This is a genomic window from Crossiella sp. NPDC003009, assembly GCF_053591555.1.
In genome coordinates this window covers 36,173-58,991 of sequence record NZ_JBSFUA010000013.1, presented here as the reverse complement: position 1 = coordinate 58,991, position 22,819 = coordinate 36,173, and the positions used below count along the sequence as shown (strand labels likewise).

Genomic DNA, 22,819 nt, shown 5'->3' with positions numbered 1-22,819 from the left:
GTACGGTGAGTGGCGTGGCTCAGCTCGGACTGGAACTCGAAGGCATGCCGCGCAAGCTGGTGCGGGTGACGCCGGCGAAGCTGGCCACCTGGACCGGCTGCCCGCGGCGCTACCGGATGAACTACCTGGACCGCCCGGCGCCCGCGCGCGGCGGCGCCTGGGCGCACAACACCCTGGGCGCGGTGGTGCACAACGCGTTGCGCGCCTTCTTCGACCTGCCGGTGGCCAGGCGCACGCCGGAACAGGCCGAGTCGCTGGTGGTCAAGCACTGGAAGGGCGATGGCTTCGCCGACGGCGAGCAGGCCGGGACCTACCGGGAGCGGGCCCGCGGCTGGGTGCACGAGTACGTGCGGAACCTGGACGTGACCATCGAGCCGGTCGGGCTGGAGCGCTGGGTGTCCACGCCGACCGGGACCATCGTGGCCGAGGGCAGGGTGGACCGGATCGACGAGCGGGACGGCGAGCTGGTCATCGTCGACTACAAGACCGGCAGGCACGCGCTGACCACCGATGACGCCAGGGGCTCGCAGGCGCTGGCGCTCTACGCGCTGGCCGCCGCCCGCACCCTGCGCCGCCCCTGCCACCTGGTCGAGCTGCACCACCTGCCCACCGGCGAGGTGGCGGCCTGGGAGCACACCGACGAGTCGCTGGCCCGCCAGGTCCGCCGCGCCGAGGAGGCCGCCGAGGAGCTGGCCGTGGCCGGGGAGCAGCTGGCCGCCGGTGGCGACCGGGACGCGCTGTTCCCACCGGTGACCGGACGGCACTGCTCCTGGTGCGACTTCCGCAGGCACTGCCCGGAAGGCCAGGCGGCCGCACCGGAGCTCGAGCCGTGGGCGATGCTGGCGCCATGACCGGAGCATTGGACGAACGGCCCCGCCGGGTCCGGCTGGGCGCGGTGCTCCGCGGCCTCAGCGGCTCGGTGGCGGCCACGGTGGTGCTGCTGGCGGTCCTGGTGATCGGCGCGCAGATCTTCGCCGCCACCGAGTCCTGGGCGGGGCCGGGCTGGATCGCGGTCGGCGGGCACCTGCTCGCCGCGGCGGTCGCGGTGCTGTTGCAGTCCTTCGCGGACCGGCGCACCGGGGCCGGGGCCTGGTGCGCCGGGATCGGCGTGTTCGTGGTGGCCGCGGTCGCGCTCTGGCTGTGGTGGTGGAGCTAGCGGTTCTCGGCGATGGTCCGCTTCACCCAGTTCGCGTAGGCGGGCGCGCTGCTGTAGAGGCCGGGTCCGTTCGCGCAGTCGCCCGGCCCGTCGCCGGGTCCTGAGGTGACGCCGGCCAGCTCCCAGCGGCCGTGCTGCCCGCGCCGGATCTGCGGTCCGCCGGAGTCGCCGAAGCAGGCCATCGCGCGCGGCACCCGGCTCACCGTGCACAGCCGGGTGTCGCCGGCGTAGCCGGGCGCGCACTCGGTCCTCGCGCCGATCCGGGTGTTGAGCTGCTGGAGGCGTTCGGGGAACACGGCCTTGAGCGGCTCGGCGTCGACCACGGTGCCGAAGCCGAGCAGCCGGGTCGGGGTGCCGGGCCTGCCGGGCTCGTCGGCGATCCGGATGGGCTGCTGCCGCACCGGGCGGTCCAGGCGGATCAGCGCGACGTCGTCCTGGTTGGGCTCGCCCTGCCGGTAGCCGGGGTGCGTCACCGTGAACTCGATCGCGCGCACCGAGCCGCCGGTGGAGCGGCGGGAGCTGCCGATCCGCACGGTCCCGTCCGGCTTGGCGCCCACCCCGGGGTCGAGGCAGTGGGCCGCGGTGAGCACCCAGCGCGGGTGCACCAGCGAGGCTCCGCACACCCCGTTGAGGTCCGTGCCGGGCAGCGAGATCGGGATCGAGGCCATGAACGGGTAGTGCCCCGCCGCCTTGGTGCCACCGACGATCGCGCCCGCGCTGCCCGCGGTCAGGGTGGCGCACACCGCGCCCGCGGCCAGCACGACCGCGGCGCGGCGCACCGTGTTCCGCTTGAAGGTCATGGGTTCATCCTGTGCGCCCAGCGGCGCCGGCACGATCCGGGCAGCTCGACACTTCGGGGTGGGGCCAGCCCCACTAGGCGTTGCAGGACAAGGCATCCCGCAGTTCCGCCAGGCCCTGGCCGCGGGAGCGGACCGGTTCGTAGCCGAGCTGGGCTCGCGCCTTGCGAGTGTCCACAGTGCACTCCAGGCCCGCACGCCACAGGGTCAGGTAGTCCAGGGGTGGCCTGCCGGGCAGGCGCAGGGCGCGCCAGGTCGCCTCGCTGAGCGCGGTCAGGGTGTGCGCGCGGCGGTAGGAGACGGTGCGGGCCGGGGCGGTCAGGCCGTCGGCGGCGAGCAGGTCGGCGATGAAGTGGCGGTAGGCCACCGGATCCTGGTCGGTGACGAAGTAGGTCTCGCCGGGCCGGCCGTGCCGGGCGGCCAGCAGCAGGGCGTGCACCGCGTTGTCCACGTGCGTGGTGTCGGTCAGCTGACAGCCGCCGCCGACCCAGCTGAACCGGCCCGCGCGCACCGCGGCCCACAGCCGGGGCAGCGCCGGATCACCCGCGCCCCACAGCAGTCTCGGCCGGACGATCACCGCGCCGCGGGCCAGCGCGGCCGACTCGGCGCGGGCCTGGGCGGCGGCCACCGGCGAGGGCGAGCGCGGGCGGAGCGGGAGGTCTTCGGTGGCGTTGACCAGGGGTCGGCCGTGCTGGACGGCGGCGTCGGAGCTGAGCAGCACCAGGCGGGGGTGGCGGGGCAGTGCGGACCGGGTGGTCTGGAAGACGACCTCGGCGCTGCCCAGCGCGGCGAGGACCGGGACCGGGGTGGCTCCCAGGGCACGCAGCCGGGTGGCGGCGGAGGCGGTGCGGGCGGGGGCGAGCACGGTGTGGCCCTGGGCCAGCAGCCGCCGGATCAGGCGGACGCCGACGAACCCGGTACCCCCGGTCACTGCCACCTGCACCCCGGTCGTCCCTCCCGAATGCCGGTCGCCCTCCCCGCGCCCGGTCGCTGCTGCCACGGTCGAGTCCCATCCAGACAGTGCTCGCCCCCGCTGGCAACCGTGGGGTTTGCCGTTGTGGCAGAAGGAATTCCCTCGGTCCGAGACCAAGGACCTGACCTGCGGCCGAGGGGTTATCCGTTCGGTAAGTCCTTCGGGCCGGCGGCGACTCGAAAAACGAATGTGATCGGCATCACGAACGGCTGCTCACTAACATCGGCACAAAGCTGAGGGGACTGCATGCCGGAACGGACCGTGCTGGAACGCGGGGCGGAGCTCGCCGTGCTCGACGACCTGGTGCGCCGGGTGCGGGACGGAGGTTCGGCGCTGGTCGTCCTGGACGGGCCGGCCGGCATCGGCAAGACCACCCTGCTGCGCTCGGTGCGGGCGCGGGCGGGCGAGGCCGGGCTGCCGGTGGTCAGCGGGGTGGGCAGCGAGCTGGAGCGGCAGTTCGGCTTCGGCGTGGTGCGGCAGCTGATCGAGCCGAGGCTGGCCGCGGCCGGGGCGGCGCGGCGGGCGGAGCTGTTCGCCGGACCGGCGCGGTTCGCCCGGCCGGTGCTGGAGGAGGCGCCGGGCCCGGTGGACGCGGTGCCGCCGGACGCGCTCGGCGCGGCGCTGCACGGGCTGTACTGGCTGCTGGCCGGGTTCGCCGACCACGGCCCGTTCCTGGTGGTGGTCGACGACGTGCACTGGGCCGACCTGTCCTCGCTGCGCTGGCTGGCCTACCTGGCCCGGCGGCTGGACGGGCTGCCGGTGGGCCTGCTGCTCGCGGTCCGGGAAGGCGAGACACCGGCCGATCCGCGTGCGGTGGAGGAAATCCTGGCCAGTCCGCTGTGCCAGGTGCTGCGGCCGGAGCCGTTGAGCGCGGTGGCCGTGGCCGACCTGGCGCGGGCGGAGCTGGGCGGGCCGGTGGCCGCGGAGTTCGCCGCCGCCTGCCTGGACTCCACCGGCGGGAACCCGTTGCTGCTGACCGAGCTGCTGCGCGGCCTGCGCGCGCACCGGGTCACCGGCGCGGCGGCGGAGGCTGGACTGGTGCCGGAGTTCGGCGTGGCCGCGATCGCCTCCGGGGTGCTCGGGCGGCTGCGGCGCAGCCCACCGGAGACCGGCACGGTGGCCGAGGCGGTCGCGGTGCTCGGCCCCGCGGCCACCACCGCCCAGGTGCGGCGGCTGACCGGGCTGGGCGCGGCGCAGGTCGAGGCGTGCGTGCGACGGCTGGTCGCGCTGGGGCTGTTCGCGGTGGACGGGCCGCGGTTCGTGCACCCGATGGTGCGCGAGGTGGTCTACCGGGACCTGTCCGCCGCCACCCGCTCGGCCCTGCATGAGCGGGTGGCCGAGCTGATGCAGGCGCGCGCGCCGGGGTTCGAGCGGGCCGGGCCGGACCAGGTGGCCGCCCACCTGCTGCCGGTGGCGCCGGCCGGCCAGGGCTGGCGGGTGGCGGCGCTGCGCTCGGCGGCCGCGCTGGCCAGGTCCAGGGGCGCGCCGGAGACCAGCGCCACCTACCTGGCCAGGGCGATCGAGGAGGGACCGGCGGCCGGGCCGGAGCTCTACGCCGAGCTGGGTCGCGCGCAGCTGCACTTCGACGGGGTCGCCGCGGTGCGCTCGCTGACCACCGCGCACGAGCGCGGTGCGGCAGTCACCGTGGACCTGGCGCGGGCGCTGCTCACCGTCGGCCGCGGCGCGGAGGGCCTGTCGCTGATCACCGCGGCGGTCGCCCAGGCCGAGGGCACCAGCACGCACGGCTACCTGCAGAGCGAGCTGTACTTCCTGGCCTGGCAGCACGCGGCCACCGCGCCGATGATCACGGCACGGCTGGCCGAGCCGACCGGGGACGCCGACTCCGGCCTGCTCGGCATGCGCGCCTGCCACGAGGTGTTCCGGCTCGGCTCGCCCGAGGCAGCCCTGGCGCAGGCCCGGCGCGCGCTGGCCGGGCAGGCGCTCTACACCGAGCACTGGGGCCCGCACATGTCCGCGGTGATGACCCTGATCCGCTGCGACGACCTGGACCGGGCGGCCGCGGTGACCAGCGAGGCGGTCACGCACGCGCGGCGGCAGGGTTCGTTCCTGCGCTACGCGCTCTCCACCTGCCTGCGGGTGCAGGTCCGGCACCGGCAGGGCAGGCTGGACCTGGCGCTGGCGGACGCGGAGGAGTCCATCGGCGACCGCGACCCCGGCTGGCAGCCGCTGGCCGCGCACCGGTACGCGCACTACCTGGACGTGCTGCTCGCCCTGGACCGCACCGAGGACGCGCTGGAGCTGCTCTACCGGATGCGGCTGGACGGCGAGCTACCGGAGCTGTGGCACTTCAACCACGTGCTGGACGTGCGCGGCAGGCTCCGGCTGGCCATGGGCGACCTGGACGGCGCACTGGCCGACTTCACCGAGTGCGGCAGGCGGCTGGCCGCCTGGGGCGTGCGCAACCCCGCGGTGATCCCCTGGCGCGGCTACCAGGCCCTGGCCCTGCACGCCGCGGGCCGGCAGGCCGAGGCCCTGCGCGCCATCGAGCCGGAACTGGCCGCGGCCCGCGAGTGGGGCCTGCCGTGGACGCTGGGCACGGTGCTGCGGATGGCGGGCACGGTCACCGGCGGCCGGGCCGGGGAGGCGCTGCTGGCCGAGGCGCTGACCGTGGTCGAGCAGGCCGAGGTGGGACTGGTGCACGCCGAGGTGCTCACCGAGCTGGGCCTGCTGCGGCACCGGCTGGGCGCGGAACAGTCGGCCAGGGAGACGCTGCGCCGGGCGCTGGCCGTGGCCGAGCAGTGCGGGGCCACCGGGACCGGACGGCGGGCGCGGGCGGGACTGCGCGCGGCGGGCGGCCGGGAGCGGCGGGCTGAGCACACGGGGCCGGCCGCGCTCACCGGGACCGAGCGGCGGGTGGCCGCGCTGGCGGCGGACGGGCGGTCGAACCCGCAGATCGCGGCGGAGCTGACGGTCGGGGTGCGCACGGTGGAGATGCACCTGACCAACGCGTACCGGAAGTTGGGGGTGTCGGGGCGGGCGGAGCTGACGGCGGCGCTGGGGCGTTAGCCGAGTCGGGCCGGGGCGGCTGGCGGTGCGGTCGGGTCGTCGGGCGGTGCGGTCGGCGGGTGGCGTGGCCGGGTCGTCGGGTGGTGCGGTGGCGTCGCCGGGCAGCACCGCCGGGCCGTCAGGGCAGCACCAGCAGGCGCAGCAACCTCTCCGTCTCCGCCGCCGGGTCCGTGGTCAGGCCGGTGTGCACCGGGCCGGGCTGCACCACCGTGCTCTTCGGCGCGGTCAGCCAGCGGAACCGCTGCCCCAGCCTCTGCCCGGCCGCCGGGCCCACCGCCGGGTCCGCGCACACCCCGGCCACCGAGCGCAGCACCGAGGTGATCGCCTCGGGGTCCGCGCTGGGATCCAGGGCGCGCAGCCGGTCGTGGTCCAGGTGCACCAGGGAGCCCAGGTAGTCCAGGCGGTGGCAGTAGACCAGCACGCCCGCGTTGATCGCCTCGCCGCGTTCGACCCTGGGGACCACGCGCAGCACGGCGTACTCGAACGGATAGCGCCGCCCGGTCATGTCGCGTCTCCCGGCAGGTGCTTGAGCCACTCCGGCCGGTTGCGGCCCCGTTCTGGGACCACCCGGTCGTTTCCCCGGTTCAGCGCCGCTTCCACCAGGCCGGGCAGCCAGGCCTCGCGGGCGGCGAGACGTCCGGTGAGTGCGGCCACGTAGGCCTCGCGGACGATGTCGGTGCCCAGGAAGCCGGGTTCGTCCTCGATCCAGTCGTCGGGGACCTTGGCCAGCACCTCGGTCAGCAGCTCCTCGGTGACCAGCGGGGCCAGCGCCGCGTCCGCGGCCGCCACCTCCGGGCCGAAGCCGATCAGCAGGTGGTCGGCGGCGTTGTACGGGCGGCTCGCCCAGTCCGGCGCGCCTGGCCAGTTGTGGTGGAAGATCAGCGTCGCGCCGTGGTCGATCAACTGCGGTTTTCCGTGCCAGTACAGCATGTTCGGGTTGCGCCAGGACCGGTCCACGTTGCCGGTGAACGCGTCGAACCACAGCACCCGCCCGGCGAACTCCGGCTCGGCGGTGAACGCGCCGGGGTCGAAGTCCAGCGCGCCCGGCAGGAAGTCCATGCCCAGGTTCAACCCGTGACTGGCCCGCAGCAGCTCCTGGACCTCCTCGTCCGGCTCGCTCGGCGCCATCGCCTTGTCCACCTGCGCGGTCACCAGCTCCGGCACCGGCAGGCCCAGCGCCCGCGCCAGCTCCCCGACCACCACCTCGGCGACCAGCGTCTTGCGGCCCTGGCCCGCGCCGCGGAACTTCACCACGTAGGTGCCCAGGTCGTCGGCCTCCATCAGGCCGGGCAGCGAACCACCCTCCCGCAGCGGGGTGACATATCGGGTCGCGGTGACGTGGCGGAGCACGCCCGCGACTCTAGGCGAGCCAGGCCCGCCAGGTGGGGAGCAGGGTGGCCAGCAGGGCTTCCGGGTTCTCGGTGTTGGCCGAGTGGGCCGCGTCGGAGACCACCGCGAAGTCGGCGTCCAGCCGGTCGGCCATGTCCCGCTGGCTGGCCACCGACCAGGCGTCGTCGTGCTCCCCGCAGACCACCAGCGCCGGGGTGCCCGCGGTGCGCAGCGCCGCCGCCAGCCGCCCGACCAGGTCCGGTTCCCGGCGCAGGCCCTCGGCCATGCCGAGCAGACCGGCCGCGCTGGAACCCAGGAACCGGGCGCGCAGCAGCTCCTTCAACGTTTCCGGCGTCTGCTCCCAGTTCGGTGAGGCCGCGTCCCGCGCCTCGCGCAGCTGCTGGGCCGCGGGCACGCCGCCGGAGCGCAGCAGCGGCTCACCGGCCTCCAGCGCGCGGCGGCGCTCACCCTCGGGCAGCTCGTTCGGGCCGGAGGACAACAGGGTCAGGCCGTCCACCCGCACGCCGGAGAGCAGCGCGCCGCGGGCGACCAGGCCGCCGTAGGAATGGCCGAGCAGCAGCACCTTGCGGCCGCCCGCGCCCAGCTGGGTGATCAGCTTCGCGATCACCGCGCCGAGCGCGGCAGGCAGGTAGGCCTGCGGGTCGTCCGGGCCAGGGGACTGGTACTGGCCGGGCAGGTCGATGGCGTGCACCGCGAACCCGGCCTCGGCCAACGGGTCCAGCAGCGGCGCGAAGTCCTCTTTGGACCCGGTGTAGCCCGGCACCAGCAACGCGGTCGCACCGCGGTCGGCGTCGGCCGCCGGGACCGCGTGCAGCGCGGCGATCGGCCCGTAGTCGCCCTGCAGGTCGACCCGGCGCGCTCGGTGTGGGCTGAGCTGGGAGTACGGCAACACGCTCACGTGCTGAGTCTGCCTCACCGAAGCCGGGAAAGCGCGCGGACTTCAGCGCAACGCCACCAGCGTGCCGCCCCGCTGTTCCACCAGTACCGGACCGGAGCTGGACAAGGTCACCAGCCCGCGGTAACCGCGCCGGCCCACCGGGATCCGGCCGAGCACCTTGCCGGTGTTCGGGTCGGCCACGGTGAGCCCGGCCGGGGTCGGCACCACCAGCCTGCCCGCGAACAGCGTGCCGGGGCCGAGCGTGTCCTCCATCGTCCACAGTGGAGCGGTGGTGGCCGAGGCCAGCGCGATGGTGCGGGACCCGGTCCACCAGTAGATGACCGCGGGCGAGGTGGTGGCCGGTTCGCCGGTCGGGCAGGTCGAGGTGGCGGCGAAGGTCAGCGGGGTGGCCGAGCCGTCCGCGCAGCGCGCGCTGAGCACCGTGGTGGTCGGCACCACGCCACCGTCCGGATCACCCTGGAGGTCACTGGCCGGCAGGTCCAGCGGCTGCTCGGAGACCGGGGCCCCGTTGCCGTCGTAGATGGCCAGCCGCGCCGGGTCGGGCAGCACCGCGGCCACCCGGTCCGGCCCGAGCGCGACCACCCTGGCCCCGGACCCGTTGAGCACCACGCTCACCGAGACCTCGGGCTTGTCCCAGTCCTTCGGGTTCGGCTTGAACACGCTGAGCCGGTCACCGGGGTCGTCCGGGCAGCGCTCGATCACCCCGACCCGGTTCGGCGCCACCGCCACCGAGCCGAACGTGCATCCGGTCCTCGGCTGCTTGCCGGGCTGGATCATGGCCCTGACCTGGCCGTACTCCTGGGTCTTGACCAGATCGGAGCGCCAGCCCTCCAGGTAGGTCTTGCCGGTGGTGGTCAGGTGCACCCCGTCGAAGAGCAGCCGGGTGCCCGCCTCGGCGTCGCCGTTGCGCTGCGCGCCCCGCTTGCCGGTGGCCGGATCCAGCGCGGTCACCTCGCTGCAGGTGTCCCCGCGCTGGTAGACCGCGAGGATCTGCCCGAACGCGGGCGCCACCGTGCACAACGGCAGATCCCGCTGGTACCGCCACTTCTCCTGCCCACTGAGCGGATCCCGCCCCAGCACCGCCCCGTTCTCCGCGGTCACCACCACCTGAGCGGTGGCCACCACGGTCTGGGTCGCCGGACTCGGCGCCCGCCAGACCTCGCCCAGGGTGGGCGGCGGCGTGGTGGGGGCGTCGAGGAAGGGGAGCGGTGGGCTGGCGGTCTGGGAGACGGTGGCTCGGGCGTCGCTGAAGGCCCAGATCACGGTGGCGGCGACGAGCACGGCGACGGTGACCAGGGCGGCGGCGATGAGGTCCCAGCGGGTGGTGAAGGAGCGGGGCTGGGGTGGAGGTGCGGTGGGGGCGGTGGGTGAGGGGACGAGCAGCGCGCCGGGGGTGGTGGGGGCGGCGAGGGGGGGTGGGGTGCTGGCCGGGGCGGCGAGGGCGGGCGCGGTGGTGGCTGGGGCGGGGAGAGCGGTGTCGGGGGCTGCGGCCGCGGCGTTGGAGGTGACTTCGGCGGCCTCGGCGCTGGGGGCGGCCTCAGGGGCCGCGGCGTTGGAGGTGGCCTCAACAGCTGCGGCGTTGGGGGTGGTCTCGGGGGCTTCGGTCGGCGCGGCGGGGGTGTCCAGGGGCGCGGCGGCGAGGGGCGCGGCGGCTTCGGGGGCCTGGCTCGGCGGTTCGGCGGCGTCCTGGGGCGCGGGAGTGCTGGAGGCCTCGCTCGACGCGGCGGCGTCGCGGGGCGCGCTCTGTGCCACGGCAGTGCTGACGGCCTCGCTCGGCGGAACGGCGGCCACGGCCTGCGAAGCGGCGGCGCTGGGAGGCTCGCTGGGCGGTGTGGGGGCCTGGTCCGGGGCCTCGGCGGCGCTCTGGGGCGCGGCGGGCGCGGCGGCGCTGGGCGGCTCGCTCTGGGGCTTGGCCGGTACCGGCGGGGTGGCGGCGCTGGGCGTGTCGTCCCGGGGTTTGGCCGGGGCCGGGGTCGCGGCGGCGCTGGGCTGCTCGGAGGCGGCGCTGGTGGGGTCCTCGGGCGCGGCGTTCTGCTCGGGCGGCACGGGGACCACCGTAGCCTCCTCGGCTGCTCGGGTACGCGGAACGGCCCTCCCCGACGGGAAGGGCCGTTCCTGGTGGCGTGCTTACTCGGCCGGGGTCTCGCCGGTCCGGCGGCGCCGCCGCCTGCGGGCGGGGGCCTCGGCGTCGGCGTCGGCCGGGGCCTCGGCCGGGAGCTCCGGGGCGGCGAAGGTGACCGTGGTGGTGGCCTTGGTCGCCTTCGGCTTCCTGGGGGCCTTGGGCTCGGCGGGGGCCTTTGCCGGAGCTTCGACCGGGGCCGGAGCTTCGGCCGGGGCCTGGGCCTCGACCGGAGCCGGGGCTTCGGTCACGGGCTCGGCCTTGGGCTCGGTCTTGGCGCGGGACCTGGTGCGGGTGCGGGTCCGCGTCTTGGTCTCCGCGGCCTCCGGCGGGTCGGTGGTCTCGGCGGGGGTGGCCTCGCCTTCCACGTTCTGACCGGCGCGGGTGCGCCTGCGGCTGCGGCGCTTGGTGGCCGGGCGGGCGCCAGTGTCGTCCGACTCCGGCTTGTCCGGGGTGCCGCCTGCCGGCTTGTCGCTGCCCGTGGTCCGGCCGACGCGCTTGCGGCCGCGGCCGCGCTTGGGCGCGTCCTCTTCCAGGTGCTCGGCGTCCAGGCCGGCCCTGGTCCGCTGGGACAGCGGCAGCCTGCCGGAGGACTTCGGGTCGATGTTCAGGTCGGTGAACAGGTGCTCCGAGGTGGAGTAGGTCTCCACCGGCTCCGGCTTGCCCAGGCCGAGGGTGTCGCTGATCATCTTCCAGCGAGCCTCCTCGTCCCAGTCGACCAGCGTGACCGCGACACCAGTACGGCCCGCGCGGCCGGTGCGGCCGATCCGGTGCACGTAGGCCTTCTCGTCCTCGGGGCACTGGTAGTTGATCACGTGCGTGATCCCGCCGACGTCGATGCCGCGCGCGGCCACGTCGGTGCAGACCAGCACGTCCACCTTGCCGCTGCGGAAGGCCCGCAGCGCCTGCTCCCGCGCGCCCTGACCCAGGTCGCCGTGCACCGGGGCAACCGCGAAACCGCGTTCGGCCAGGTCGTCGGCGAGCTTCTGGGCGGTGCGCTTGGTCCGGGTGAAGATCATGGTCAGGCCGCGGTCGGTGGCCTGGAGCACCCGGGCGACGACCTCGATCTTGTCCAGCGAGTGCGCCCGGTAGGCGAACTGCTCGGTCAGCTCGTGCGTCTGCCCGGCGTCGACCTCCTCGGCCCTGATGTGCGTGGGCTGGGTGAGGAAGGTCCTGGCCAGGGTGATGATCGGGCCCGGCATGGTGGCCGAGAACAGCATGGTCTGCCGCTGGTCGGGGACCATCCGCAGGATCCGCTCGATGTCGGGCAGGAAGCCCAGGTCGAGCATCTCGTCGGCCTCGTCCAGCACCAGGGCGCGGACCTTGCCGAGCACCAGGTCCCGGCGCTCGGCCAGGTCGAGCAGGCGGCCGGGGGTGCCGACCACCACGTCGATGCCCTTGCGCAGCGCCGCCACCTGCGGCTCGTACGGGCGGCCGCCGTAGACGTCGAGGACCCGCACACCGAGGTGCTTGCCCGCGTCCTTGAGGTCCTGCGTGACCTGGAGGCACAGCTCGCGGGTGGGCACCACGACCAGCACCTGCGGGGTGCCATCGCCCGGCAGGGTGAGCCGGTGCAGCAGCGGCACGCCGAAGCCCAGCGTCTTGCCGGTGCCGGTGCGCGCCTGGCCGATGAGATCCTCACCACGCAGGGCCAGCGGCAGCGTCAGTTCCTGGATCGCGAAGGTCCGTTCGATGCCGGCTTCGGCCAGCGCGCGGACGATGCGCTCGTCCACGCCGAGCTCGGCGAAGGTGGGCGCGTCCGGCGTGACCGGGGCGTCTCCGCGGAGCGGGTGGGAGGTGTTGTCCTCCTCGGGCAGGCCGGCCTCGCTGTGATCAAGTTCGCGTAGGTCGGCGGTGTTGTTGTCGAAGGTCAGCGTGATCGCCTCTCTCATACCAGCACGTACAGCCAGCGTTTGCGCTCGACCGAGCCGGGCGGTGACCAGGGTCGGTCACTCTTGCCAGCGGCACGGGAGGGCGAGGCGTACGCGCACCTTTCCGTTGGGCGACTGCTGTCGCCGTCATCACGTGGCCCCGCGCCGCGCAGTGTCCTCATCGTTCTTCTCGGCAGCGCGCACAGGGCGTCCGGAGGCATTCTAGCCGCTGGAACGCTTCTCCAGGGGGTGTCGTGGCCGGATACGCTCTCCCGCATGACCGAGACGGGCAGTGCCGACGCCGGCATCGTCGATCTACTGGGTGTGCTGGCCTACGGCGAGCTGTCGGCCTTCGACCGGCTGGCCGAGGACGCGCGGACCGCCCCCACCCTGTCCGGCCGGGCCGCGCTGGCGACCATGGCCGCCGCCGAGATCGGCCACTACCGGCTGCTGGAGCAGCACCTCGCGCTGCGCGGGGTGGCCGTGGAGACGGCGATGACCCCGTTCGTGGCCCCCTTCGACGCCTTCCACGCCTCCACCGCCCCGCACAACTGGCTGGAGTCCCTGGTCAAGGCCTATGTCGGCGACGGACTGGCCGCCGACTTCTACCGCGAGATCGCGGGCTGGCTGGAGTCGCCGAGCAAGGAGCTCGTGCTGGAGGTGCTCACCGACACCGGCTACTCCGCCTTCGCCGAGCGCGAGGTGCAGGCCGCCTGCGCGGCCGACCGCAAGGTGCGCGACCGGCTCGCGCTGTGGGGCCGCCGCCTGCTCGGCGAGGCGCTCACCCAGGCCCAGTACGTGGTGGCCGAGCGGGACGCGCTGGCCGAGCTGCTGGTGCGCGCCTCCGGCGACCTGTCCGGGATCGCGGCGCTGTTCAAGCGGTTGCAGAGTGGCCACTCGCAGCGGATGACCGCGCTCGGCCTGGGCTGACGCGCGATCGTGTTCGCCGAGGGCGGAGCGGGCGGTCCCCGCACGCCAGGCGGACGCGACTAGGCTGACGATCAGTACAAATACTCTGAGCACACGGAGGTCGGTGTGGAGGTCAAGATCGGCGTCGCGGACAGCCCGCGGGAGCTCGTCGTCTCGAGCGCGCTGTCGCAGGACGAGGTCGAGGCCGTGGTCTCCGAGGCGCTGCGCGACACCAAGGGCCTGCTGAGCCTGGTGGACGACAAGGGCAAGCGCTACGTGGTGCCCTCCGCGAGGGTCGCCTACGTGGAGATCGGCGTCTCCGACGGCCGCCGGGTGGGCTTCGCCGTCGGCAGCTGAGGCCAGGCAAAACCAGCGAACGGCCCGGTGACCGTGAACTCGGTCACCGGGCCGCGCTGTGTCCGGGTTCTACTCGGCTGGCGGGACCTTGTTCAGGTCGTCCACCTCGAACGGCGGGCGGCCCAGGCCGGTGATCCGGTAGCGGCCCCAGGGGTCCGGGTCGGACAGGCCGCCCTCGGCCTCGCCGGCCGGGGTGCGCAGGGTGGCGGCCGGGCGGCGCTGCTGCACCAGCTCGGTCAGCTCGGTGTGCGCGGCGATCCGGCCGTACCAGTGGTAGCGGCCGTCGATCGGCTCGAAGTGCCCGCGCAAGCGCACCTCCACCGGCAGCTCCGCGCCCTCCACCAGCAGGGTGGCCGCGCCCTGGTAACCCTCTTCCTCGTGCTCGTGCTCGCTCATGAGGTCTCCCGCTGCTCGGTCTCGCCGTCCCCGCGCACGATCCGCAACTGGGCGGAGGGCAGGTCGAAGTCCAGCGGCAGGTCCGGATCGATGATCACGCCGCTGATCCTGGTGAAGCCGTCGATGGCGTGCCAGACGATGTTGACCAGGTAGTCGCGCAGGTTCTCCCGGCTCATGGTCTGGCGTTCCAGCCACCAGTCACCGGCCTTCTCCACCGCGCCGACCACGGCGAAGGCGTACGGCTCGGCCGCGCCGGAGTCCAGGCCGAGCAGGCGCATGTACTCACCGAGCAGCCGGGCCAGCCGGGAGGCGATCATCGCCTCGGTGCGGCTGGCCGGGTCCGCGTCGACCGGGCGGTCGGCGAAGGAGCGGCGGGTCATGAAGCGGTACAGCTCGGGCTGTTCCTCGATGGTGCTCAGGTAGGCGTCCACCACCGCGGCGATCCGCTCGCGCGGGCTGCCCCTGCGCTCGATCGCGGGCACGATCCGCTCCATCAGCATCTCGGTGGCCCGCGCGCCGACCGCGAGGTAGAGGTCGGCCTTGTCCGAGAAGTGCCGGTAGATCACCGGCTTGGTCACCCCGGCCTCGGCCGCGATCTCGTCCATGCCCACGTCAGGGCCGTGTGTGGCGAGCGCCTTGATGGTCGCCTCCACGAACTCCGCGCGGCGCACGCTGCGGTGTTCCTTCCAGCGCTCGCGCCGGGCGTCGCCCCGTTTGCTCGGTTGGCCCTTGACAGAATCCGCCATACACGAGACGTTACCACTGGTAGCTGTTACTTCGGGTAACACTTCATCCAGTAGGAGGGTGACGACGCCATGAGCCGGAGCTTGCAGGTGCCGGACCGGGAGAAGACCGCCGAGCGGCTGCTCAACTCATCCGCCAAGAACTCCTACGACCCGGACGTCGACATCGACTGGGACGCCCCGCTGGCCGAGGACAAGTTCTTCGTGCCCGAGCACCGGGTCTCGCTCTACGGCACCCCGCTGTGGGAGCGGATGAGCAGGCAGCAGCGGATCGAGCTGTCCAAGCACGAGGTCGGCTGCGTGGCCAGCGTCGGGATCTGGTTCGAGGTGATCCTGATGGAGCTGCTGGTCCGGCACGTCTACCACCTCGACCCCAAGCAGCGGCACGTGCAGTACGCGCTGACCGAGATCGCCGACGAGTGCCGCCACTCGATCATGTTCGCCCGCCTGGTGGAGAAGCTGGACGTGCCCGCCTACGGCCCGCAGCGGCTGCCGCACGCGCTGGGCAACCTGATGAAGACCATCGGCCGCGGCCCGTCCATGTTCGCCAGCATCCTGATCGCCGAGGAGATCCTGGACCGCCTGCAGCGCGAGTCCACCGCGGACGAGTCGGTGCAGCCGCTGGTGCGCATGGTCAACCGCATCCACGTGCTGGAGGAGGCCCGGCACGTGCGCTACGCCCGCGAGGAGCTGCTGCGCTCGATGCAGAGCTGCTCCGGCGCCGCGCTGCGCTACCACCGCTTCGTCACCGCGCGGGCCGCCTTCGTGGTCTCCCGCTCGCTGGTGCACCCGGAGGTCTACCGCCAGGTCGGGCTGGACCCCAAGGAAGCGCGCAGGGCCGCGCTGGGCAACCCGCACTTCCGGGAGACGATGGGCTGGGCGGGGGAGCGGATCGTCAGCTTCCTGGACGAGGCCGGACTGATCGGCAACCCCGGCCGCAAGCTGTGGCAGGCCTCCGGATTCCTCGGGAAGTGAGTGAGATGGGCGTGTTCACCTTCACCACCCGCGACGGCGCCTGCCTTGCCGTCGAGGAGCAGGGGCGCGCGGATGCCCCCGTCACGGTCGTCCTGGTGCACGGCTGGACCCTGGACCGGCAGAGCTGGCGGCGGGTCGCGCACGCGCTGCCCGGCCGGTGCGGGGACATCCGCGTGCTCCGCTACGACCTGCGCGGCCACGGCCAGTCCGACCAGGCCACACCCGGCGGCACCACCATCGAGCAGCTCGCCGACGACCTGGCCGAGGTGCTCACCGAGCTGGTCCCGCACGGGACCGTGGTGCTGGCCGGGCACTCGATGGGCGGCATGACCACGATGGCGCTGGCCGACCGGCACCCCGAGCTGTTCGCCGAGCGGGTCGCGGCGGTCGCGCTGGTGGCCACCGCCTGCGGCGACCTGCGCAATGGCAACCTCGGCCTGCCCGCACCACTGGGCCGGACCGTCATCCGCGGCCAGACCGCGTTCGGGAATGTGCTGGTCAAGCGCAAGGTGCGGCGGCTGAGCCGGTACCCGGGAGTGATGCGGCCCGCGCTGCGCTGGATGCTGTTCGGGCGGCAGCCGGAGAAGGCCGACGTGCGGGAGACCGCCGCGGTGATCGCCGGGTGCAGCCCGCTGACCCTCACCGGCTACCTGGAAGACCTGTTCCGGCACGAGCGCCGGGCGGCGCTGGCCGCGTTCCGGCGGCTGCCGGTGGTGGTGCTGGCCGGCAGCAACGACCGGCTGACCCCGCAGCGCTGCGCCGAGGTGATCGCGCGCGAGCTGCCGCAGGCCGAGCTGATCGTCTTCCCCGGCGCGGGGCACATGCTGCCGCTGGAGCGCTCGGTGCAGGTCACCGAGCGGATCGCGCGACTGGTCAACGTGGTCAGCGAGGTCCCTGAGCGGGTGTGACCCACGGTGCGCGCCGAGGACCTCGGCGCGCACCGTGCCGTCTGTCTCAGTGCTGGAGCGGGAAACCGCCGCCGATGCCCTTCCAGGCCAGCGTGTACATCAGGCCGATGGCCTCGTCCTTGGGGATCGCCCGCTCGCCGTCCAGCCAGTACCGCGCGGTCACCTGGCTCAGCCCGACCAGGCCCACCGCGACCAGTTTCGCCTGGTCGGCGGTGAGGCCGGCGTCGGCGACCACGACCTCGGCGATGATGTCGATGCAGGAGGCGGTCGCCCGGTCCACCGCGTCCTGCACGGCGGGCTCGCGGCGCAGGTCGGACTCGAAGACCAGCCGGAACGCCTGGCCCTCACCGTCGACGAACTCGAAGTAGGCGGCCACCGCGGCGTGCACGCGCAGCTTGTTGTCCGTGGTCGACTCGATCGCGCCGCGGACCCGCTGCACCAGCGCGTCGGTGTGCGTCTCCAGCAGCGCCAGGTACAGCTCCAGCTTGCCGGGGAAGTGCTGGTAGAGCACTGGCTTGCTGACCCCGGCGCGCTCGGCGATCTCGTCCATGGCCGCGGCGTGGTAGCCGTTGGCCACGAAGACGTCCTGGGCGGCGGCCAGCAACTGGGCGCGTCGCGCGGTACGCGGCAGTCGTACGCCGCGCACGACCTGGTCGGTGCCCGGTTGCGCCGTGTCGGTCATGCTGCCCTCCACACCCTGGTGCTCGTTCGAAGGGAAACCTTACTCGCAAGTAGTCCCCGGTTGGGCATGCCTTTCCCACTCAGGCGGATCTCAGGTCCGTGACGCATCCTGGTCTGATGACCAAACCGTCCCTGACGACGGCCGGTGGCGCGGTACGGGCGACTCTCGGCCGCGCTCCGCTGTCCACTACCCAGCTGCCGGAGCCCGACTTCAGCCGAAAGCCCTGGCCAGGGCGGGTGCGCACGGCGGGCGGGGTGAGCCTGCACGTGCGCGAGACGCCCGGTCCCGCCGAGGAGACCGCGGTCTACATCCACGGCCTCGGCGGCTCCTCCACCAACTGGACCGATCTGTCCGATCTTTTGTCCGGCCGGATGAACGGCCTCGCGCCGGACGCGCCCGGTTTCGGCCGCACCGAGCCGCTGGACGGCCACGACTACTCGGTCCGCGCCACCGCGGCCCTGATGACCAGGTTCATCGAGGGCCTGGACCGCGGCCCGGTGCACCTGTTCGGCAACTCCCTCGGCGGCGTGGTCTCGCTGCTGGTCGCGGCGGGCCGCCCGGACCTGGTGCGCACGCTGACCCTGGTCTCCCCGGCCGTGCCGGACCTGCGGCCGGACCCGCGCAGGCTCTCCGACCCGAGGTTCGTGCTGGCCATGCTGCCCCTGGTCGGCCGCAGGGTGCGCAGGCAGCTGGCCGAGGTCACGCCCAGGCAGCGGGCCGAACAGCTGGTCCGGCTGTGCTTCGCCCAGCCCGAGCTGGTGCCGGAGCACCGGATGGCCGAGGCCGAGGCGGAGTACCTGGAACGCCGGGACATGCGCTGGGCGGGGGAGGCGCTGGGCCGGGCCACCATGGGCCTGCTGCGCAGCTGGCTGGAGTTCAGCCAGGGCTCGCTGTGGCGGCTGCTGCCGAAGGTGAGCACGCCCACGCTGGTGATCTGGGGTGATGAGGACCGGCTGGTCAGCGTGCGCAAGGCGCCGCGCACGGTGCGGCTGCTGCCCAGGGCCCGGCTGCTGGTGCTGCCGCGCACCGGGCACGTGGCGCAGATGGAGAAGCCGCTGACCGTGGCGCGGGCCAGCCTGGGCATGATGGAGGCCGTTGACCGCGGGGAGTGGTGATGGTCGAGCTGGAGCTGACCGCGTTGCAGAGCGCGGGCCTCAACGGGCATTCCGTCGCTGAGGTGCAAGAGCTGGTCGAGGGCGACCTGCGGCTGTGCGAGGACGGCAGGGAGCTCTACGCCGAGCAGGACTTCCCGGTGGTCAAGCTGGCCGGCGCGCTGCGGCACTGGCTGGCCACCCCGGTGGCGAACCGGCCGAGCTTCAGCTTCGACGACGACGCCTTCGAGCAGCCCGAAGGCGTGCTGCTGATCGACCGGGTGCCGGCGGGCTGGCGGTTCGGCTCGGTGTTCGCCCCCGGCTCGTGGAGCGGACCGGTCTCCGACGCCGAGGTCGACCAGGTGGTGCTGGCCTACCTCGGCACGCTGCGCCTGGAGTTCTCCCAGCTGCTGGGCCGCGAGCTGGACGGGTACCTGTGACCGGCACCCGTACGTGCGGGTGTGGTGAGTACCGGTCCGGGCTGCCAGGTGTGGCAATCTGGGGAGCGTGGCCCGGACGACGCAAGGACCCCGTGACGCCGTGACCCGGCGTGGTGGCAGCCCCGACGACGGGCGGTACCAGCGTGGCCAGCGCCGCACCGGCGGCGAGCCGCTGGCCGCCTCCTGGCGCCCCGACCCCGCCCAACAGGACACCCCGCCGCCCAAGCGCAAGAAGAGCGGGATCCTGGGCACCTACGGCTGGCGGATCTACGCGGTGCCGGTGCTGGTGGTGCTCACCGTGCTGGCCCTGATGAACGTCAACGACCCGGCCCGGGACAACTCGGCCCAGCCCAAGGAGACCATCCCGACCGGCCCCGCGGGCGAGGAGCCGGAGCCGCAGATCATGGGCGAGGCCCCCTCCGGCAAGCTCACCGCGAACATCCCCAGCGCGGAGCTGCCGGGGATGAAGGACTACAAGGACAAGGGCAGCGGCACCTGGAACGTGCTGCGCGGCACGACGCCGGTCTTCGGCAAGGGCGGGAAGCTGTACAAGTACACCGTCGAGATCGAGAACGGCATCGACGCCTCCACCTACGGCGGCGACGACGCCTTCGCCAAGACCGTGGACGGCACCCTGCAGGACGAGCGCAGCTGGATCGGCGGCGGCAACGTCCGCCTCCAGCGGGTCGACTCCGGCAACGCCGACATCAGGATCAGCCTGACCACCTCGGACACCGCGCGCCGCCCCGACTACTGCAACTTCTCCATCAAGTACGAGGCGTCCTGCTGGAACAGCGGCAAGAAGCGCCTGGTGATCAACCTGGCCCGCTGGCGCTACGGCGCGGTCGCCTTCGAGAGCGACTTCCTGCTCTACCGCCAGTACGCGATCAACCACGAGATCGGGCACGCCTTCGGCCAGCGGCACAAGCCGTGCGCGGAGAACGGCGCGCTGGCCCCGGTGATGATGCAGCAGTCCTTCGGCACCGCCAACGACTACGTGTGGGAGCTGAACCAGGTGGACGGCGGCGACAAGAACGCCGTGCCCAAGGACGGCAAGGTCTGCCGCCCCAACCCCTGGCCGGTCACCTGAGCGCCGGTGGCGGCTCGGCTGTGGATGGAGTTGACGAGTCTTGCGTGGGGGGCGGTACAGTGGTGGTGAGCTGGTCGGTCCGCGGACGCGGCCAGAAGTGAACCGGGGAAAGTGCCCGCCGGATGACGGGACCCCCGGTTTCGCGCTGTCTAGGGCTTGATGTGGGTGACCTCGATGGTGTGGGCGGCGTTGATCAGCTCCCACGGCTCGGTCACCGCGTGCCGGATGGCCGCGACGTAGCTGGAGGCCACCCAGTCGGCCACCCACAGCATGGGCTCGTCCTTGCCCCGGTGGTCCACGCGAAGCTCACCGGGAACCTGGTGGCTTCGGCGCAGCCGGTTCAACACCTTGCGGTCGTGCACATCGCTGCCCGCGCGACTTTCCACCACCACCTGCCGGACCTCCTCGACGTGGCACAGGCGCGGCAGCAACTCGCACATCAGGCGTCGCCGGGCGAGTTCCTGTTCGCGGTGCGAGGTCGGCGTGGTCACCAGGATCGCGCCGTGCAGGGGAAAGTCGGCGATGGTCTTGGCGATCTCCAGTCGCCGAGCGCCGGACTCGGCGTGGAAGTGCAGCACCGGCACGTTCACCAGGTGCTCGCGTAGCGCCTCGGCCATCGCCGGGTGGTTGCTGGCGGAGCTGAGCACGGCCGCCACCACGTAGAGCCGATCGCCTGTGGGCATGGCAGCGCCCGCCTCGTCGACGTGGGCGGTGAGCATCAGACAACCGTAGCCCGTTGCGATCGACTCAACACGCAGGGTCACGGAGATTGTGGATAACTCGACGTCCACCCACTGGGATGACGTCCCAGGTCGGAAGAAGTGGTGTATCCAGGTCGTTGCACCCGAAGGAGGCCGGAACCCGGGCCCCCGTGCACCGGACTAGGAGGAGCGCCCATGTCGGGCTCGACGTTGCCGCCCCTGGTGGAGCCAGCCGCGGAGCTGACCAAGGAAGAGGTCGCCCGCTACAGCCGCCACCTGATCATTCCGGATGTCGGGGTGGACGGGCAGAAACGCCTCAAGAACGCCAAGGTGCTGGTGGTCGGCGCCGGTGGGCTCGGTAGCCCCGCGCTGATGTACCTGGCCGCGGCGGGTGTCGGCACGCTGGGCATCGTCGAGTTCGACGTGGTGGACGAGTCCAACCTGCAGCGCCAGATCATCCACGGGCAGTCCGACATCGACCGGCCCAAGGCCGAGTCGGCCCGGGACGCCATCGCGGAGCTGAACCCGTTCGTCAACGTCAACCTGCACCAGCTGCGGCTGGAGTCCGGCAACGTGCTCGACGTGTTCCGGGACTACGACCTGATCCTGGACGGCACCGACAACTTCGCCACCCGCTACCTGGTCAACGACGCGGCCGTGCTGCTCGGCAAGCCCTACGTGTGGGGCTCGATCTTCCGCTTCGAGGGCCAGGCCAGCGTGTTCTGGGCGGAGCCGAGCGACGGCCGGGAGGGGATCCAGTACCGGGACCTCTACCCGGAGCCGCCGCCGCCGGGCATGGTGCCCTCCTGCGCCGAGGGTGGCGTGCTGGGGGTGCTGTGCGCCTCGATCGGGTCGATCATGGTGACCGAGGCGATCAAGCTGATCACCGGCATCGGCGAGACGCTGCTCGGGCGGCTGATGGTCTACGACGCGCTGGAGATGACCTACCGGACGATCAAGATCCGCAAGGACCCGCAGGGTGACCCGATCACCGGGCTCATCGACTACGAGGCCTTCTGCGGGGTGGTCTCCGACGAGGCGCAGAACGCGGCCGCCGGCAGCACCATCACGCCGCAGGAGCTCAAGGACAAGTTCGACCGGGAGGACAAGTTCCTGCTGGTCGACGTGCGGGAGCAGCACGAGTTCGAGATCGTGCGCATCCCCGGCTCGGTGCTGATCCCCAAGGACCGCATCCTCTCCGGCGAGGCGTTCTCCGAACTGCCGCAGGACCGCCAGATCGTGCTGCACTGCAAGTCCGGCGCGCGATCCGCGGAGGCGCTGGCCGCGCTGCACCAGGCCGGGTTCCGGGACGCGGTGCACGTCGGCGGTGGGGTGCTGGCCTGGGCTCGGCAGATCGACCCGAGCTTGCCGACCTACTGACGGTACGTGATCATGGCGGTGTGACTTTCCCACTGTGGGTCAACGGGAACGTCACATCGCCTCCCACACAACTCGCGCGCCAGCGGGTAGCGTCCCTGGCGTGACAGCCACCCCGGAACCGCCGCCCGCCCACGTGCGCGCGGCTTTCGGCGCCCGCACCGCGGAGCCCGAGCTGGTCGGCTCCGGCCCGGCCTGGCTGTGCGGTGACGCGGTGATCCGCCCGGCCATGAACCCGTCCGAGGCCGCCTGGGTCGCGCAGACCCTGGACAGCCTCGACGTGGAGAACCTGCGCCTGGCCAGGCCGTTGCGCTCCAGCGACGGGCGCTGGGTGGTCTCCGGCTGGTCGGCCACCCGCCACCTCGCCGGGCAGCCCGAGCCCCGGCACGACGAGGTCGTCTCGGTCTCGCTGCGCCTGCACAACGCCACCGCCGAGCTGCCCAAGCCGCGTTTCCTCGAGGAGCGCAGGGACATCTACGCGATGGCCGACCGGATGGCCTGGGGCGAGGACGGCGTGCCGCTGGCCCCGGACAAGGGCGGCAGGCTCTTCGGCGCGCTGGCCGGGTCGCGGCGGACGATCAAGCTGGCGCCGCAGGTGGTGCACGGCGACCTGTTCGGCAACGTGCTCTTCGCCGGGAACGCGCCGCCCGGGATCATGGACTTCAGCCCGTACTGGCGACCCGCTGAGTGGGCCGCCGGGGTGGTCGTGGTGGACGCGCTGGCCTGGGGCGGGGCGGACAACGGCCTGCCGCAGCGCTGGTCGCACCTGATCGACTGGCCGCAGGTGCTGCTGCGCGCGCTGCTGTTCCGGCTGGCCGTGCACGCGCTGCACCCGCGCTCCACCGCCCAGTCCCTGACCGGCCTGGACCGCGCCGCGAACGTGCTGCTCGACCTGATCTGAGCCTCACCGGGCGCACCCCCGGACTGTGCGGTGCTGGTGGCACAAACGAAACCGGGGG

The 22,819-nt window shown here is 73.3% G+C and carries 23 protein-coding genes; 12 read left to right on the top strand and 11 right to left on the bottom strand.

Annotated features, from left to right (window positions below):
• Window positions 1-14: 14 nt before the first annotated feature.
• Together ACWDY5_RS17030 and ACWDY5_RS17025 are read left to right on the top strand one after the other, a co-directional pair.
• The gene (locus ACWDY5_RS17030) at window positions 15-851 is read left to right on the top strand and encodes a RecB family exonuclease (protein WP_449723132.1); all 837 of its coding nucleotides are present in this window, start codon (window positions 15-17) and stop codon (window positions 849-851) included.
• Window positions 848-1,156: a hypothetical protein gene (locus ACWDY5_RS17025; RefSeq protein ID WP_449723131.1), complete on the top strand. Its 309-nt coding sequence runs from the start codon at window positions 848-850 to the stop codon at window positions 1,154-1,156. Before ACWDY5_RS17030 ends, ACWDY5_RS17025 begins: the two co-directional genes overlap by 4 nt.
• On the opposite strand, the gene ACWDY5_RS17020 is transcribed toward ACWDY5_RS17025, so the two are convergent.
• Together ACWDY5_RS17020 and ACWDY5_RS17015 are read right to left on the bottom strand one after the other, a co-directional pair.
• Entirely contained in the window at window positions 1,153-1,956 is an 804-nt protein-coding gene (locus ACWDY5_RS17020) for a S1 family peptidase (RefSeq protein WP_449723130.1), read from the bottom strand. The genes ACWDY5_RS17025 and ACWDY5_RS17020 overlap by 4 nt on opposite strands.
• Window positions 1,957-2,029: 73 nt before the next feature.
• The gene (locus tag ACWDY5_RS17015) at window positions 2,030-2,884 is read right to left on the bottom strand and encodes an NAD-dependent epimerase/dehydratase family protein (RefSeq protein WP_449723129.1); all 855 of its coding nucleotides are present in this window, start codon (window positions 2,882-2,884) and stop codon (window positions 2,030-2,032) included.
• Between the two features lie 288 nt (window positions 2,885-3,172).
• Between ACWDY5_RS17015 and ACWDY5_RS17010 the strand changes: the two genes are divergently transcribed.
• Window positions 3,173-5,953 (top strand): ATP-binding protein, encoded by a 2,781-nt coding sequence (locus tag ACWDY5_RS17010; protein WP_449723128.1) that lies wholly within the window; start codon window positions 3,173-3,175, stop codon window positions 5,951-5,953.
• Between the two features lie 118 nt (window positions 5,954-6,071).
• On the opposite strand, the gene ACWDY5_RS17005 is transcribed toward ACWDY5_RS17010, so the two are convergent.
• The 5 genes from ACWDY5_RS17005 to ACWDY5_RS16985 form a co-directional block, all read right to left on the bottom strand.
• On the bottom strand, window positions 6,072-6,458 hold the full coding sequence (locus ACWDY5_RS17005; protein ID WP_449723127.1) for a DUF3037 domain-containing protein: 387 nt from the start codon (window positions 6,456-6,458) through the stop codon (window positions 6,072-6,074).
• Window positions 6,455-7,303, bottom strand: a complete 849-nt coding sequence (locus ACWDY5_RS17000; RefSeq protein WP_449723126.1) for a HipA family kinase — start codon at window positions 7,301-7,303, stop codon at window positions 6,455-6,457. The genes ACWDY5_RS17005 and ACWDY5_RS17000 overlap by 4 nt, the downstream gene beginning before the upstream one ends.
• Window positions 7,304-7,313: 10 nt before the next feature.
• Window positions 7,314-8,195 carry an alpha/beta fold hydrolase gene (locus ACWDY5_RS16995; protein WP_449723227.1) on the bottom strand — a complete coding sequence of 294 codons (882 nt, stop codon included), beginning with the start codon at window positions 8,193-8,195 and terminating at the stop codon, window positions 7,314-7,316.
• A 48-nt stretch (window positions 8,196-8,243) separates the two neighbouring features.
• Window positions 8,244-10,256 carry an Rv3212 family protein gene (locus ACWDY5_RS16990; protein ID WP_449723125.1) on the bottom strand — a complete coding sequence of 671 codons (2,013 nt, stop codon included), beginning with the start codon at window positions 10,254-10,256 and terminating at the stop codon, window positions 8,244-8,246.
• 72 nt (window positions 10,257-10,328) lie between these two features.
• Window positions 10,329-12,212 (bottom strand): DEAD/DEAH box helicase, encoded by a 1,884-nt coding sequence (locus ACWDY5_RS16985; protein WP_449723124.1) that lies wholly within the window; start codon window positions 12,210-12,212, stop codon window positions 10,329-10,331.
• Between the two features lie 255 nt (window positions 12,213-12,467).
• Between ACWDY5_RS16985 and ACWDY5_RS16980 the strand changes: the two genes are divergently transcribed.
• Window positions 12,468-13,121 carry a ferritin-like fold-containing protein gene (locus ACWDY5_RS16980; protein WP_252482297.1) on the top strand — a complete coding sequence of 218 codons (654 nt, stop codon included), beginning with the start codon at window positions 12,468-12,470 and terminating at the stop codon, window positions 13,119-13,121.
• Window positions 13,122-13,226: 105 nt separating this feature from the next.
• The gene (locus ACWDY5_RS16975) at window positions 13,227-13,457 is read left to right on the top strand and encodes a DUF3107 domain-containing protein (protein ID WP_283661466.1); all 231 of its coding nucleotides are present in this window, start codon (window positions 13,227-13,229) and stop codon (window positions 13,455-13,457) included.
• Window positions 13,458-13,526: 69 nt separating this feature from the next.
• On the opposite strand, the gene ACWDY5_RS16970 is transcribed toward ACWDY5_RS16975, so the two are convergent.
• On the bottom strand, window positions 13,527-13,853 hold the full coding sequence (locus ACWDY5_RS16970) for a DUF4873 domain-containing protein (protein ID WP_449723123.1): 327 nt from the start codon (window positions 13,851-13,853) through the stop codon (window positions 13,527-13,529).
• The gene (locus ACWDY5_RS16965) at window positions 13,850-14,599 is read right to left on the bottom strand and encodes a TetR/AcrR family transcriptional regulator (RefSeq protein ID WP_449723122.1); all 750 of its coding nucleotides are present in this window, start codon (window positions 14,597-14,599) and stop codon (window positions 13,850-13,852) included. Before ACWDY5_RS16965 ends, ACWDY5_RS16970 begins: the two co-directional genes overlap by 4 nt.
• Before the next feature lie 69 nt (window positions 14,600-14,668).
• On the opposite strand from ACWDY5_RS16965, the gene ACWDY5_RS16960 reads away from it, so the two are divergent.
• Together ACWDY5_RS16960 and ACWDY5_RS16955 are read left to right on the top strand one after the other, a co-directional pair.
• Complete coding sequence (locus tag ACWDY5_RS16960) at window positions 14,669-15,571, top strand: AurF N-oxygenase family protein (RefSeq protein WP_449723121.1); 903 nt, start codon at window positions 14,669-14,671, stop codon at window positions 15,569-15,571.
• 5 nt (window positions 15,572-15,576) lie between these two features.
• A complete protein-coding gene (locus ACWDY5_RS16955; RefSeq protein ID WP_449723120.1) occupies window positions 15,577-16,479 on the top strand; it encodes an alpha/beta fold hydrolase in 903 nt (300 codons plus the stop codon).
• Window positions 16,480-16,525: 46 nt separating this feature from the next.
• On the opposite strand, the gene ACWDY5_RS16950 is transcribed toward ACWDY5_RS16955, so the two are convergent.
• A complete protein-coding gene (locus tag ACWDY5_RS16950) occupies window positions 16,526-17,161 on the bottom strand; it encodes a TetR/AcrR family transcriptional regulator (protein ID WP_283661461.1) in 636 nt (211 codons plus the stop codon).
• A gap of 116 nt (window positions 17,162-17,277) precedes the next feature.
• Between ACWDY5_RS16950 and ACWDY5_RS16945 the strand changes: the two genes are divergently transcribed.
• The 3 genes from ACWDY5_RS16945 to ACWDY5_RS16935 all read left to right on the top strand — a co-directional run bounded on the left by ACWDY5_RS16945 (window position 17,278) and on the right by ACWDY5_RS16935 (window position 19,782).
• On the top strand, window positions 17,278-18,276 hold the full coding sequence (locus ACWDY5_RS16945; RefSeq protein WP_449723119.1) for an alpha/beta fold hydrolase: 999 nt from the start codon (window positions 17,278-17,280) through the stop codon (window positions 18,274-18,276).
• Window positions 18,276-18,692 carry a DUF7878 domain-containing protein gene (locus ACWDY5_RS16940; protein ID WP_449723118.1) on the top strand — a complete coding sequence of 139 codons (417 nt, stop codon included), beginning with the start codon at window positions 18,276-18,278 and terminating at the stop codon, window positions 18,690-18,692. Before ACWDY5_RS16945 ends, ACWDY5_RS16940 begins: the two co-directional genes overlap by 1 nt.
• Window positions 18,693-18,792: 100 nt before the next feature.
• On the top strand, window positions 18,793-19,782 hold the full coding sequence (locus tag ACWDY5_RS16935) for a DUF3152 domain-containing protein (protein ID WP_449723117.1): 990 nt from the start codon (window positions 18,793-18,795) through the stop codon (window positions 19,780-19,782).
• Window positions 19,783-19,931: 149 nt separating this feature from the next.
• Here the strand turns inward: ACWDY5_RS16935 and ACWDY5_RS16930 are convergent, their stop codons facing one another.
• Window positions 19,932-20,501, bottom strand: coding sequence for a hypothetical protein (locus ACWDY5_RS16930; RefSeq protein WP_449723116.1), 570 nt, complete (start codon window positions 20,499-20,501; stop codon window positions 19,932-19,934).
• 177 nt (window positions 20,502-20,678) lie between these two features.
• Between ACWDY5_RS16930 and moeZ the strand changes: the two genes are divergently transcribed.
• A complete protein-coding gene (gene moeZ / locus ACWDY5_RS16925; protein WP_449723115.1) occupies window positions 20,679-21,863 on the top strand; it encodes an adenylyltransferase/sulfurtransferase MoeZ in 1,185 nt (394 codons plus the stop codon).
• A gap of 100 nt (window positions 21,864-21,963) precedes the next feature.
• Complete coding sequence (locus ACWDY5_RS16920) at window positions 21,964-22,761, top strand: TIGR02569 family protein (protein WP_283661456.1); 798 nt, start codon at window positions 21,964-21,966, stop codon at window positions 22,759-22,761.
• Window positions 22,762-22,819: the final 58 nt, after the last annotated feature.

What these genes read in the sequence shown, in the direction of transcription:
- moeZ (WP_449723115.1), top strand. Translation starts at nt 20,679, where the DNA reads ATGTCGGGCTCGACGTTGCCGCCCCTGGTGGAGCCAGCCGCGGAGCTG.
- ACWDY5_RS17010 (WP_449723128.1), top strand. Translation starts at nt 3,173, where the DNA reads ATGCCGGAACGGACCGTGCTGGAACGCGGGGCGGAGCTCGCCGTGCTC.
- ACWDY5_RS16985 (WP_449723124.1), bottom strand. Translation starts at nt 12,212, where the DNA reads ATGAGAGAGGCGATCACGCTGACCTTCGACAACAACACCGCCGACCTA.
- ACWDY5_RS16960 (WP_449723121.1), top strand. Translation starts at nt 14,669, where the DNA reads ATGAGCCGGAGCTTGCAGGTGCCGGACCGGGAGAAGACCGCCGAGCGG.
- ACWDY5_RS17020 (WP_449723130.1), bottom strand. Translation starts at nt 1,956, where the DNA reads ATGACCTTCAAGCGGAACACGGTGCGCCGCGCCGCGGTCGTGCTGGCC.
- ACWDY5_RS16955 (WP_449723120.1), top strand. Translation starts at nt 15,577, where the DNA reads ATGGGCGTGTTCACCTTCACCACCCGCGACGGCGCCTGCCTTGCCGTC.
- ACWDY5_RS16980 (WP_252482297.1), top strand. Translation starts at nt 12,468, where the DNA reads ATGACCGAGACGGGCAGTGCCGACGCCGGCATCGTCGATCTACTGGGT.
- ACWDY5_RS16945 (WP_449723119.1), top strand. Translation starts at nt 17,278, where the DNA reads ATGACCAAACCGTCCCTGACGACGGCCGGTGGCGCGGTACGGGCGACT.
- ACWDY5_RS16950 (WP_283661461.1), bottom strand. Translation starts at nt 17,161, where the DNA reads ATGACCGACACGGCGCAACCGGGCACCGACCAGGTCGTGCGCGGCGTA.
- ACWDY5_RS16930 (WP_449723116.1), bottom strand. Translation starts at nt 20,501, where the DNA reads ATGCTCACCGCCCACGTCGACGAGGCGGGCGCTGCCATGCCCACAGGC.
- ACWDY5_RS16965 (WP_449723122.1), bottom strand. Translation starts at nt 14,599, where the DNA reads ATGGCGGATTCTGTCAAGGGCCAACCGAGCAAACGGGGCGACGCCCGG.
- ACWDY5_RS17005 (WP_449723127.1), bottom strand. Translation starts at nt 6,458, where the DNA reads ATGACCGGGCGGCGCTATCCGTTCGAGTACGCCGTGCTGCGCGTGGTC.
- ACWDY5_RS16940 (WP_449723118.1), top strand. Translation starts at nt 18,276, where the DNA reads ATGGTCGAGCTGGAGCTGACCGCGTTGCAGAGCGCGGGCCTCAACGGG.
- ACWDY5_RS17025 (WP_449723131.1), top strand. Translation starts at nt 848, where the DNA reads ATGACCGGAGCATTGGACGAACGGCCCCGCCGGGTCCGGCTGGGCGCG.
- ACWDY5_RS16970 (WP_449723123.1), bottom strand. Translation starts at nt 13,853, where the DNA reads ATGAGCGAGCACGAGCACGAGGAAGAGGGTTACCAGGGCGCGGCCACC.